The organism is Ichthyenterobacterium magnum (genome assembly GCF_003610635.1).
Lineage (GTDB): Bacteria > Bacteroidota > Bacteroidia > Flavobacteriales > Flavobacteriaceae > Ichthyenterobacterium > Ichthyenterobacterium magnum.
Window position 1 is genome coordinate 24,408 of the sequence record NZ_RAQJ01000005.1, and the last position, 12,237, is coordinate 36,644.

A 12,237-nucleotide genomic window follows, 5' to 3' on the forward strand; every position below is an offset into this window, starting at 1 on the left:
AACAGCTAACAGCTAACAGCTAACAGCTAACAGCTAACAGCTAACAGCTAACAGCTAATCAATACTATCTTTTTTCTTTTTCTTACCACCAAGCAAACCTCCTAATATATTTTTAACACCTGTTTTTATTGGGTCTGTTTGGGTGTTTGTTTTTGTTGAATCTGTTTTGGTAGTATTTGATTTGCTTCCTAATAAGTCGCCTAGTAAATCTTTAACCTTACCTGTACCTTGATTGATTAATTTTTGCTTTTGAATTTCAATAAGCTGGTTTGTTAAATTAGAAATACCACTAGTTAAATCTGTTTGTACTTTAGGGCTTGTATAGCTTCCTGTAATATTTGCAGTTACAGGTATTGTAATTTTACTAACCTCGGCATCATCAATTTTTCCAATAAGTTGATTTACTTCACTTCCTAAATATTTTGCTGGCACATTAAAAACAGCATTGTAAGCGAGTGATTTATCAAAACCATGTGAACCGGAAACTTCAATAGCAATATCTTCGTATTTAAGCTGAAAAGGCTTAACATTAACCTTACCATTTGCAAATTGTAATTTTGTTTTAAGGTCTTTTAAGTTTAGTTTATCAAAATCTATAAAACTTAATGCGCCTTCAAGTTTATTAAACAATTCGCCTTTGTTTGCATTAATTTGTGTGGTCAACAATTCTGCTAAAGCATCACCAGAAACCGAACTTAAATTAGGTGAAAATTCTTCATCTAAAGTTCCGGTTAAATGTATAGTGGTATTAAGTTTTCCTTGAAACAATTTTGCTATTGGAGCCAAGTTTTGTAAAAGATCTAAACCTTTAAACGATTTAGAAATATCAAAGTTATCTGCACCAAGATTTAAGTCAAACGTTGGTGTGTCTGTTTTTGTAGATACATTTCCTGTAATAGCTAAAACACCATCAAATATACTTGAGGTCATATTTTTAAGGGTAGCTTGTTGATCTTTTATTAAGAGTACACCTTTTACATCTTTTAAATTTAAATTATCATAGACAACTGTTTTTGCATTGGCATTGATTGTACAATCTAAAAAATCTGGAATTTTTAGAGATTCAGTGTCTGATGTCGTTTTATTATTTGTTGAAGCAGTTTCGTCTTCAACCATAAAATCACTTACAAGAAAGTTATTAGAGTCAACATTAAAATTACCTTGAAGTTTGCTATCACTTAATAAAAACCCAAGTAGATTATTGATGGTTCCTGTAGCTTTAAAATCACTAGTTCCTGTTTTGGCATCAAAGTGATTTAGAGTAACCACTTTTGGTTTAAAAGTCATGTCTGCCTTACTAATATGTATAGGATTTACAATGTCTTCAGATGAGAATATAAAATTATCAACACTAATGTTACCACTATTTTTTATGCGTTCGTAAGCATTGGTTTCAATGGCATTCATATCAAAAGATGTATTCAGTTTTCCTTTTAATATACCACTGAGTTCTTTGTCTAATTCTATAGGATATGCTTTTGTAATGTTTCCTAAGTTTAGTGTGCCATCAACATTAGCATTAACCAACATGTTTTTGGTTAGATTTTTTATAGTTGCCGAAGATTTAAAAACATCTTGGTCTATTTTAAAATCTAATGTTTTTATATCAACAAAGGTATCATCAGCTTTACCTGTAGTGTTTTTTATAGAGGTATTAATCGAAATGTTTTCTACACGTTTTGGTAAATCTGGATATTTAAATGAAGCATTATTTGATATTACATTAATATCTAAAGTCGGAATTGTTTCATCTGAAACCAATCCTTTTATGATGCCATTAACTTTAAAGTCGCCAGAAGTTTCTACATCTTCAATATTTTTTGAATAGCTTTCAGGAATTACTGCTAGAAAATCTTTAAATGACGATTCTGGGTTTTCAAAAGTAATGTCTATATCTTGTCCGTTTTCTAATTGCTGAACATAGCCTTTAAACTCTAGAGGCAATTGATTTATGTAGCCTTTGTTGTCTTTAAAGCTATATTTCTGGTTGTTTAGATCGAGACCAATTAAGGCGTCAAGTTTAATAGTGTTATTATTTAGATATGTAGTACTATCAATACGCATACTTACATTGGCGCTTGTTTTTGTATTTAACTCAGATGTTGCACCACCAAAGGTTCCTTTTCCAGAATGGTTGAGTTCAGAAATATAAATCTGAGTTTTTGAGCTATCGTCTAAATAAGTTAGTGCGCTATCATAGATACTATAGTCTTCAATACTAAATGAGAAACCAGGATTTTCGCTTTGGCTTGCATCAGTATTTGGTTTTTCTTTAGTGATATCGTAATTATTATTTCCTAAAGTGTTTGTTTTAAGTGTAAGTAAAGCTTCGTCTATAGCTATAGAATTTACAATTATAGGCTCATCACTCGATGTTTTAAATAACTCGTTTACAGACATCGTAAAAGCAATGCTTTTTGCAGTAGCTAAAGTTTCGCCTTCAAAAGGTTTAAAGTTTGTAATTACCAAATCATCAACTGCAACATGTGCTTTTGGGAAACTACGAATTAGACTTAAACTCACATCACTAAATTCAACATTAGCATTAAGATTTTCATTAATAAAAGTCTTGACCATGTTTTTTATTTGCGATTGAAATGCAAACGGAATTGCTAAGAGTAAAAAGAATATAATGAGTATAGAGATGCCAATTATCTTTAGTGCTTTCTTCATTGAGTTATTTTATTTTTCATTGCCACGAAAGTGGTAATCATATAGTTGTGTAAATATATACGTACAAAATATAGTTATAGTCTACTAACCATAAAAATTAGTAAAACTTTAGTAGTTTTTAAATGAGGTCAATTTCTTCATTGACCTTAAGATTGAAACGTTTTCTGAATAGAAAAACACCTAAATATAAAAATGGCGTGTCAAATGCAGCAACTAAAACTTTAAATAAAAATCCAGCAATGAGCAATCCGCTAAATTTATTCCAAGCAATTATTTCAAAAGAACAAAGCAGCAATAAAATAGTTAAGGTATCTACAAATTGAGACAACCATGTCGAAAAATTATTCCTTAACCAAAGATGTTTTCCTTTAGTTAAACGTTTCCAAAAATGATAAATTTGTATGTCTACAAATTGAGCTAGCAAATAAGCCATCATGCTTGCAAAAACAGCAATTGCTGAGTTGCCAAAAACGGTCGAAAACATATCATCTTTAACAGGCGACCAACTCGTGGCTGGTACATTATCTGCTACCAAAATAATAAGCAAAGAAAATAGAGATGCAAAAATACCAGCAACTACAACTTGGTTTGCTCGTTTTTTGCCATAGATTTCACTAATTAAATCTGTAATTAAAAAAGTGATTGGATAAGGTAAAATACCAACAGAAATTTCGAAAAGCTTTGTTCCAAAAATTTCAATGTCTAAAGGATACCAATAAAAAAACTTCTGAAAAATTAAATTAGAAACAACCAGAGATGTAATAAAAAGCGCAGCTAAAAAGAGATAGATACGTTGTGCAGCAAGTTTGTCTTTTAGTGTCATTTAAAATTGTGAATAAATAGGTAAAGTAAATATAAACTATTAAAATTTCTTTTCTTTATTTTGGCATTGATTATGAACCAACCTAACCACGTTTACGTATCTCTAGGCAGCAATAAAGGTGACAGATTAAAACATCTGCAAGATGCTGTAGATTTAATATTTTATGAAATAGGTAAAGTGCAAATCATTTCTAAAGTTTATAATACACCAGCTTTAGGGTTTGATGGCGACGATTTTTTAAACACCTGTATTCATCTTGAAACCGAATACAGTGCTCAAGACGTGCTTGAAAAGTTATTAAGTCTTGAAGTGCGTTTGGGTCGTGAGCGAACAAACTCAAAAGCATACGAGGCAAGAACAATAGATTTAGATATTCTGTTTTTTAACGACGAGGTTATAAAAACGAAATCACTTCAGGTACCACATCCAGAATTACATAAACGCAAGTTTGTTTTACAGCCATTGTATGATATTGCTTCAAAGTTTGAACATTCAAAATTTGGTAAATCTGTAGCCGAGCTTTTAGCTGAATGTGATGATAAAAGTGAAGTAGAACCTATTAAGATTTGGTTGAAAAACCCAAGTAAGCAATTTAGTTTTTCAAACTATAATTATATTGCTATTGAAGGTAATATTGGCGCAGGAAAAACCAGCCTGTCAAATAAAATTGCACAAGACTTTAATGCTAAATTAATTTTAGAACGTTTTGCAGATAATCCTTTTTTACCAAAGTTTTATGATGAGCCACAGCGTTACGCCTTTACGCTAGAAATGTCTTTTCTGGCGGATCGCTATCAGCAAATTACAGACGATTTATCCCAACTCGATTTATTTAAAGACTTTATTGTAAGCGATTATGATATTTATAAATCGCTGATTTTTTCTAAAATCACATTACAAGAAGATGAGTTTAAACTTTACAGAAAGCTTTTTTATTTAATGTATAAGGATATTGCAAAACCAGAATTGTATGTGTATTTATACCAGAATACAGAGCGTTTGCAAGAGAACATTAAAAAAAGAGGTAGAGATTATGAGCAAAATATTGAAAGCGAATATCTAGAAAAAATCAATTCTGGGTATTTAGATTTTTTAAAAAATCAAACTGAGCTTAATGTTAAGATTATAGATATCTCAGATCGTGATTTTGTAAAAAACCGTAAAGACTATCTTTGGTTGTTAGGCGAAATTTGTAGTTAAATAAATTTGTCATTCCGTACTTGATACGGAATCCATTAAGCATTATAAATCTACATACAAAATGATAGTTTAAGCTATAACATTATGAAACATAGAATTGAACATATACTAGATATTAAAGTTATAGGCATGCACGATATGATGCCGTTTATAACTATTGGTCCAAAAACTGGAGCATTAGCAAGACAATTTATGCCAAGGCGACATGAGGTTGTATCTCGTATTGGGAAACATGTATTTTCTATTCAAAATTATAATGAACGCATTACTGCAATGACACCTAATTTAGACTTTCAAAAATGGGTTGGTGTTGAGGTAACTAATTTTAATGATGTGCCAGAAGACATGGATACGTTTACTATTAAAGGCGGAACATATGCTGTCTTTACCTATAAAGGCTCTGTACAAGACTTCTCTAAAAGCAGACAATATATTTTTGAAGACTGGCTACCAAATTCAAACTACGAATTAGATACTAGAGCACATTTTGAAATTTTAAATGAAAATTATAGTAAAGACCTACAAAACATTGAAGAAGATGTTTGGGTGTCTGTAAAGTGATTTTTGGTTTTTTACAATAAAAACTAGTGTTACGCTTGTCGGTCTCTTATAACCGTCAGTTACGGATTTTAAGTTATTATTTTTCGGTTTAGCACAGACGTTAGCAATTCTGAGTGGATTTGGGCGTAGTCGAATCCGTCGTAATTGCGGTTATACATTGTTAGCAATAGTTTTTAGAATGAGATTGCTATTCCGTAATTCATTTGTTCAGTATAGTCTATTTTGAAGCCTACTTTTATTTTGTTTTCTTTTTTACCGTTATTAAATGTATTTATAAAATTATAATAATCTTTCTTTTTGGGTTTTATTATCCAATTAATAATTCCTCCAAGTGCTGCAACTCCAAGTCCTGTGAAAAGAGTACTAGATTTCATTTGTTCTCCATCATCAACACTTAAGGCTTCACTAATCATAATTCCAGCACCAGCACCAAAACCACCATAAAAAGCTATATCAGAGATAGTTTTATTTGTTTTGATTTTATTAGCCTGATTAAGCAAATCATTTTTTAGATTATTCGACATTTCAACTTCATTTATGAATTTTTTTAATCCTTTTGGGCTTGCATCGTAGTAATTGTCTTGATATTTGAACCCAATAATTACGTTTTCAGAATTCCCTCTATGGAAATAATAAAATTGTGAGAATGAATAATTTGAAATTAGAATAAATAAGATAAAAATTCCTTTTTTAATTGTAGGTATTTGTTTCATTATAATTTTGTTTAAATTATTGTCAACTTTATTGATATGGACTTTTTTAATTGTCTATATCTTGCGATAAGCGAAGTTATATTTTTTAAGGTTTAGAATCAAGTTAGATTACATTTTCAACTTTGAGAATATATCCCAAACTACCACGCCACAACTCACCGAAATATTAAGCGAATGTTTAGTGCCAAACTGTGGAATTTCTATAACCAAATCGCTAGCACTCACAGCATCTTGAGCAACGCCTTTTACTTCGTTGCCAAATATTAAGGCATATGTTGTATTCGCTTCAGGTTTAAAACTATTGAGCATGATGGCATTTTCGGCTTGTTCTATTGCAGCTATTTTTACGTTTTTAGCTTGGAGTTTAGTAATAAGATCTAATGTGTTTTTGGCGTATTCCCAATTTACAGTGTCTGTACTTCCTAAAGCAGTTTTATGAATGTCTTTATGAGGTGGTGTTGCAGTGATACCGCAGAGGTAAATTTTTTCAACCAAAAACGCATCACTCGTTCTAAATACCGATCCAATATTATTTAAACTTCTAATATTATCAAGTATAATAATTAGCGGTGTTTTTTGAGAGCTTTTAAAGTCATCAACACTTAATCGTTCTAATTCGCTGTTTTTTAGTTTACGCATACTGTGTTTAATATAATGTCATTCTGAATGTAATGAAGAATCTCTAATTTAGATACTTCGACTGCGCTCAGTATGACAGATGGTTATTAAAAATTGTAGATAACTTGTGAGTTATGTGTTTTATAAAACATCAAATAATAGTTACATTAGCAACCCTTATTGAGTAGACAAAAATAATATTTAAAAACCACATTAACATTGGCTAAAAAAGTAAAAAAAGAAACCCCTTTAATGAAGCAGTATAATGCTATTAAGGTCAAGTATCCTGATGCATTATTATTATTTAGAGTTGGTGATTTTTACGAAACCTTTGGCTTTGATGCTATAAAGACATCAAAAATTTTAGGTATTATTTTAACCAAACGTGGTGCAGGAAGTGAAACAGAAACTGAGTTGGCAGGTTTCCCACATCATTCATTAAACACGTATTTGCCTAAACTAGTTAGAGCTGGTGAGCGTGTTGCTATTTGTGATCAATTAGAAGATCCAAAACAAACAAAAACGATAGTAAAACGAGGCGTAACAGAACTTGTAACGCCTGGTGTTGCTTTAAATGATGATATATTACATTCAAAAACCAACAACTTTTTAGCTTCAGTTTATTTTGGTACTTCGGCAGGCTCAGTATTCAATAATATTGGAGTATCTTTTTTAGATGTATCAACAGGTGAGTTTTTTATGTCTCAAGGCAATGCAGAGTATGTCGATAAACTGCTTCAAAATTTTAGACCTAGTGAAGTTTTAATTGCAAAACCTAAACGTCTAGAATTTGAAAAAACTTTCGGAATAAATTTTCATACATTTTATCTCGAAGATTGGGTATTTCAAGATGATTATGCTAACGAAACTTTACTCAAGCATTTTAAAACCAAATCTTTAAAAGGTTTTGGGGTTGATGATTTATTTGAAGGTATTGTAGCTTCAGGGTCTATTTTACATTATTTAAGCGAAACGCAACATCATAAACTTCAGCATATAACATCAATACAACGTGTAACAAAAAATGAGCATGTTTGGATGGACCGTTTTACTATTAAAAACCTAGAGTTATATCAGTCAACCAATCAAAATGCTGTCACTTTGATAGATGTTATTGATAAAACTATCTCTCCAATGGGAGGACGTTTACTTAAACGATGGTTGGCTTTGCCTTTAGTCGATTTAAATAAAATACACCAACGACATGATGTTGTAGAATATCTTTTAGATGATGCAGTTGTATTGCAAAGAATTCAAAATCATATCAATAAAATAGGTGATATAGAGCGCTTAATTTCTAAAGTGGCTACTGCTAAAATTAGTCCGAGAGAAGTTATACAATTAAAAAATGCTTTAGAAGCAATTGAACCTATAAAAGCATTAACAACACAAACTAAAAACCCTGCATTGCAGCACATTGGTGATGCCTTAGCGTTATGTGAAGACTTGCGAGAACGAATTAAAGCGACGCTTAATGAAGATGCACCAGTTAATATTTTAAAAGGAAATACAATTTCTTCAGATTATTCTTCTGAGTTAAAAGAATTAAGAGCTTTGGCTTTTTCTGGAAAAGATTATCTCGATAAAATGTTAGAACGTGAGAGTGAGCGTACAGGAATTACATCGCTTAAGATCGCATCTAACAACGTATTTGGCTATTATATAGAAGTTAGAAATACACATAAAGATAAAGTGCCTCAAGAATGGATTCGTAAGCAAACCTTGGTAAATGCTGAGCGTTATATTACTGAAGAACTTAAAGAGTATGAAGCAAAAATTCTTGGAGCCGAAGAGCGTATTTCTATTATTGAGCAACAACTGTTTACAGAGTTGGTTAATTGGATGCTTCAATTTATAAAACCAGTACAAAAAAATGCGGCTTTAATTGGCGAGTTAGATTGTTTGTGTGGTTTTACACAATTGGCTTCAGAAAACAAATATTCAAGACCAAATATTGATGATTCGTTTGTTTTAGATATTAAAAACGGAAGACATCCAGTTATAGAAAAACAATTGCCTCATGGTGAACCCTATATCGCTAATGATGTTTGTTTAGATCGTGATCAGCAACAAATCATAATGATTACTGGTCCAAATATGTCTGGTAAATCTGCCATTTTACGCCAAACAGCATTAATTGTTTTATTAGCTCAAATGGGGAGTTTTGTTCCTGCAGATTCAGCGCATTTAGGTCTTACAGATAAAATTTTTACTAGAGTAGGAGCAAGTGATAATATTTCTATGGGAGAATCGACCTTTATGGTTGAAATGAATGAAACGGCTTCGATACTTAATAATATTTCTGAACGAAGTTTAGTCTTATTAGATGAAATTGGAAGAGGAACAAGTACCTATGATGGTATTTCTATTGCTTGGGCAATTAGCGAATATTTGCATGAGCATCCTAGTAAGGCAAAAACATTATTTGCTACGCATTATCATGAACTTAATGAAATGACTGAAACGTTTAGTCGTATTAAAAACTTCAATGTTTCAGTAAAGGAATTAAAAAATAATGTGTTGTTTTTACGTAAGCTAGTTGAAGGTGGAAGCGAACATAGTTTTGGTATTCATGTTGCAAAAATGGCAGGAATGCCGCAACAAGTAATTCATCGTGCAAATAAAATTTTAAAGCAACTTGAGAAATCACATTCTAGTGAAGAATTAACAGATAAGGTTAAGCACTTAAATGATGAAATGCAGTTGAGTTTCTTTAATTTAGATGACCCTTTATTAGAACAAATAAAAGACGAAATAGTAAATACAGATATAAACACATTAACACCAGTTGAAGCGCTTATGAAACTAAATGAAATTAAGCGTATGTTATTGAAAAAGAAACGCGCATAAAAAAAGTTTCATTTTTTTATAAAAAGGCTTTGGTTTTCTAAGAAAAGTCTTAAATTTGCCCTCGCAATTACAACAAACGTTCATTTAAATAATTGCTATAATGCGAAAGTAGCTCAGGGGTAGAGCATCACCTTGCCAAGGTGAGGGTCGCGGGTTCAAATCCCGTCTTTCGCTCTAAACCTAGTAAAAATATACCAATGGATTGCAAAATGCAATCTAACTAAGCTGAAGTGGTGGAATTGGTAGACACGTTGGACTTAAAATCCAATGTCCCTTGGGACGTACGGGTTCAAGTCCCGTCTTCAGTACAATAGAAATCCGTAACATAGTTGTTAGTCAATTATTTACGGATTTTTTGTTTCTAATCTAGTCAGCATTTAGTCAGCCTTTTAAAAAAGAGTGTGTTTTTTATATGTAGATTACAGTATTCAAAACATTAATCCTTTTGTAAATTTTTGATATGGTAATTTTAATAATTTTCTTTCTTTTTATTGGTGGTGGTTGGTTAATTGGTAAGACAATAGGAAATATTTTATTTCCGAAATCTAACGATGAGGTTTTTTATAGTTCAAGTTCAGGAACTCATAAAACGATTATCAATAATTTTACTACTGAAAATCATTTGCATATTTCTAATAAGGATTTGAAGTCTATATTAAAAGAATAACTTTTACCCTTGCCGTTAACTTGCCGTAACTTTGGCTTTTACCCTTGACTATTCTTGATATTTTTATAAGTTTGACCTTACCCTAAACTTACCGTTTTATCCTTGCTGTAACCTTGTTGTTAATTAATATTCCCTCGTTGTAACCTCGCCCTTTTATCCTTTTGGTAACCTTGGGGTTATTCCCTTGTACTAACCTTGTACTAATCTTATACTAACCTTGACATTATTTTGCTTTTTATGGACTCCAAAAACTCTAATTTTTATACACGTGCGAACAGATGGTAACGAAGTTTTAAATTTTACTTACCGAACTTTACCGAATACCTACCAAACTTTACTTAATGTTTACTAAACTTTACTAAAATAATTGTTTTTGGTTTGAGTTGTAAATTAGTTTATTTCTTATTTTAAGATTACTATGTTTATTTCTAATGTTGTGCGCAATCTCTTTTATCTGGATTTGATAATCTGAATTAATCCAATTTGTAGAAAGGTATTTATTTTTAATTCGGTCGAATGTGAAACGTTCCGTTTTGTAATAGTATTTTAGTCCAGTATGTGAAAGCAAAATACTATCACTTCGTTGCATCGATATATTTAATCCAGTTACTAAACATCGATTAAATAAATGTGTGCCTATTTCATCTTTATATAAGGTTAAAACGGCACACTTTTTTTGTTTTGTGTAGGGTGTTAAAACGGCACACTTTTTTAGTGCTTGCAGTTTATCAAATATTAGTTTTCTAACTTCTTTTTTAAGATGAGTTTCACACGTATTTAAAGTATCATAATACAACTTAAAATTTTTTCTAAATACGTTTTTACTTTTGTTTAATAGTTTGTGCCAATAAATAGGGTTTAACTTCTTGTTATGGTTATCTAGTTTGGTTTTAGAAAGTCCTGGTCGTGCTTGGTCGTCTATTATTAAAATCTTGTCAAACTCCTCTAAAATGATGTTTTCTAATGTTTGGTAAGTGCTAGGTTCTAGTAAGTCGTTGAGGTTTTTAATTCCTAAACTTTCTATGTAATTTTTACGATTACTCTTAACTTCAAATCTAAACGTATTTAAGTCGGTATATTCAGGAAATTGTATGCCTTTAGCATAACATTTAATAATCTTATAAACGTTTGTTTTGCCATTGCAGTTTGTGGTGGTGCTGTATTTACAAAATGAATATTTACTATCTGTATAAAACTGGTTTTGTCCGTGGTAGGTTAAAAGAGTTAGAAAGTCCTTAACACAAATTAGACTTTTAGGAATAACAATATTTAACCCAAACTCAATATTTATTATCTGTAATTCTTTAGCATCTACTTTAAACGTATCTGTGAACTCTCGAAGTGTATTGATGCAGTTTAAGACGTTAAAATCGTTTGCGTTGTGTAAGTTGTTATTAAAATGGTAGTGAGGTTTAAAATAGATATATAATGCGTGTTTAGTGAACTCAAATAAAATGCCGTTGTATTGCTTTTTGCGTTTGGTGTGTATGGTTTCATTATCAAATAAAAGTATCTCACTATCTGAATGAAAGTATAAAAGAGGATGCGACCAAAAATATTGCTTCAGGTCGTTGTTACTTACTTTTATTTTAATAAAGTCGGTTGTCAATTAGAATTTAGTATCTTTGGGTTGTGGATATGCGTTGCCGTATAACCTCAACATTTGAACAAATAAAGCAAGGTTTTTGAACGCCTTGCTTTTTTTTGTGCTATTGGTTTGTAAGGGTTGAAGTTTCTTTAATGGATGCGTTTACAAGACTTAATACTGAATGTAAATCTTTGGTGTAATAATCTTTAAAGTAATACACTATCATATAATCGTAGTTATCAAAAAATTTAACGATTATTAGATGTTTTTTATCCATTGCATCGCCTTTATAAGTGTCTTTGTAAGGCGTTTTAAATAATCCTGTTAGTCTAGGTTTAACCCATTTTTTACCGTTGTGAGTTTGCACCCAAAATAAGGGCGAAGATTTGGCACACATTCGGTCTTTACTAACATTTAGTAAGTGTGAAAGTAAAGGCGTGCCGTTTAAGGTTCTTTGTAGTTCGTAATGTTTAACGCTCTTATATTTCCCTGCGTTAATTTCTTTGTAAACGTGGGTTACTGGTTGAGGTGTTTGCGTTGCCAT

General features: G+C 31.2%; 10 protein-coding genes and 2 tRNA genes. 6 read left to right on the forward strand and 6 right to left on the reverse strand.

Annotated features, from left to right (window positions below; genetic code table 11):
* Window positions 1-54: 54 nt before the first annotated feature.
* Complete coding sequence (locus BXY80_RS11480; protein ID WP_120202078.1) at window positions 55-2,673, reverse strand: AsmA-like C-terminal region-containing protein; 2,619 nt, start codon at window positions 2,671-2,673, stop codon at window positions 55-57.
* A 118-nt stretch (window positions 2,674-2,791) separates the two neighbouring features.
* The gene (locus BXY80_RS11485; protein WP_120202080.1) at window positions 2,792-3,496 is read right to left on the reverse strand and encodes a queuosine precursor transporter; all 705 of its coding nucleotides are present in this window, start codon (window positions 3,494-3,496) and stop codon (window positions 2,792-2,794) included.
* A 72-nt stretch (window positions 3,497-3,568) separates the two neighbouring features.
* Between BXY80_RS11485 and folK the strand changes: the two genes are divergently transcribed.
* Window positions 3,569-4,696: a 2-amino-4-hydroxy-6-hydroxymethyldihydropteridine diphosphokinase gene (folK, locus tag BXY80_RS11490; RefSeq protein WP_120202081.1), complete on the forward strand. Its 1,128-nt coding sequence runs from the start codon at window positions 3,569-3,571 to the stop codon at window positions 4,694-4,696.
* A gap of 84 nt (window positions 4,697-4,780) precedes the next feature.
* Window positions 4,781-5,257, forward strand: coding sequence for a GyrI-like domain-containing protein (locus BXY80_RS11495; RefSeq protein ID WP_120202083.1), 477 nt, complete (start codon window positions 4,781-4,783; stop codon window positions 5,255-5,257).
* 173 nt (window positions 5,258-5,430) lie between these two features.
* On the opposite strand, the gene BXY80_RS11500 is transcribed toward BXY80_RS11495, so the two are convergent.
* Together BXY80_RS11500 and BXY80_RS11505 are read right to left on the reverse strand one after the other, a co-directional pair.
* A complete protein-coding gene (locus BXY80_RS11500; protein ID WP_120202085.1) occupies window positions 5,431-5,970 on the reverse strand; it encodes a hypothetical protein in 540 nt (179 codons plus the stop codon).
* Between the two features lie 108 nt (window positions 5,971-6,078).
* Window positions 6,079-6,609: an RNA methyltransferase gene (locus tag BXY80_RS11505; RefSeq protein ID WP_120202086.1), complete on the reverse strand. Its 531-nt coding sequence runs from the start codon at window positions 6,607-6,609 to the stop codon at window positions 6,079-6,081.
* 198 nt (window positions 6,610-6,807) lie between these two features.
* Between BXY80_RS11505 and mutS the strand changes: the two genes are divergently transcribed.
* The 4 genes from mutS to BXY80_RS11525 all read left to right on the forward strand — a co-directional run bounded on the left by mutS (window position 6,808) and on the right by BXY80_RS11525 (window position 10,105).
* Window positions 6,808-9,438, forward strand: a complete 2,631-nt coding sequence (gene mutS, locus BXY80_RS11510; RefSeq protein ID WP_120202088.1) for a DNA mismatch repair protein MutS — start codon at window positions 6,808-6,810, stop codon at window positions 9,436-9,438.
* A gap of 102 nt (window positions 9,439-9,540) precedes the next feature.
* A tRNA-Gly gene (locus BXY80_RS11515) sits at window positions 9,541-9,612 on the forward strand.
* 50 nt (window positions 9,613-9,662) lie between these two features.
* Window positions 9,663-9,746: transfer RNA gene (locus BXY80_RS11520), tRNA-Leu, on the forward strand.
* A 152-nt stretch (window positions 9,747-9,898) separates the two neighbouring features.
* Window positions 9,899-10,105 (forward strand): hypothetical protein, encoded by a 207-nt coding sequence (locus BXY80_RS11525; RefSeq protein WP_120202090.1) that lies wholly within the window; start codon window positions 9,899-9,901, stop codon window positions 10,103-10,105.
* 358 nt (window positions 10,106-10,463) lie between these two features.
* Here BXY80_RS11525 and BXY80_RS11530 read toward each other — a convergent pair whose 3' ends face one another.
* Window positions 10,464-11,714 carry a hypothetical protein gene (locus BXY80_RS11530; protein WP_120202092.1) on the reverse strand — a complete coding sequence of 417 codons (1,251 nt, stop codon included), beginning with the start codon at window positions 11,712-11,714 and terminating at the stop codon, window positions 10,464-10,466.
* Window positions 11,715-11,814: 100 nt separating this feature from the next.
* Window positions 11,815-12,237 carry a hypothetical protein gene (locus BXY80_RS11535; protein WP_120202094.1) on the reverse strand — a complete coding sequence of 141 codons (423 nt, stop codon included), beginning with the start codon at window positions 12,235-12,237 and terminating at the stop codon, window positions 11,815-11,817.

Bases quoted from the DNA above. Each gene is read 5' to 3' on its own strand.
- BXY80_RS11480 (WP_120202078.1), bottom strand. From the start codon at position 2,673: ATGAAGAAAGCACTAAAGATAATTGGCATCTCTATACTCATTATATTC.
- BXY80_RS11485 (WP_120202080.1), bottom strand. From the start codon at position 3,496: ATGACACTAAAAGACAAACTTGCTGCACAACGTATCTATCTCTTTTTA.
- folK (WP_120202081.1), top strand. From the start codon at position 3,569: ATGAACCAACCTAACCACGTTTACGTATCTCTAGGCAGCAATAAAGGT.
- BXY80_RS11495 (WP_120202083.1), top strand. From the start codon at position 4,781: ATGAAACATAGAATTGAACATATACTAGATATTAAAGTTATAGGCATG.
- BXY80_RS11500 (WP_120202085.1), bottom strand. From the start codon at position 5,970: ATGAAACAAATACCTACAATTAAAAAAGGAATTTTTATCTTATTTATT.
- BXY80_RS11505 (WP_120202086.1), bottom strand. From the start codon at position 6,609: ATGCGTAAACTAAAAAACAGCGAATTAGAACGATTAAGTGTTGATGAC.
- BXY80_RS11525 (WP_120202090.1), top strand. From the start codon at position 9,899: ATGGTAATTTTAATAATTTTCTTTCTTTTTATTGGTGGTGGTTGGTTA.
- BXY80_RS11535 (WP_120202094.1), bottom strand. From the start codon at position 12,237: ATGGCAACGCAAACACCTCAACCAGTAACCCACGTTTACAAAGAAATT.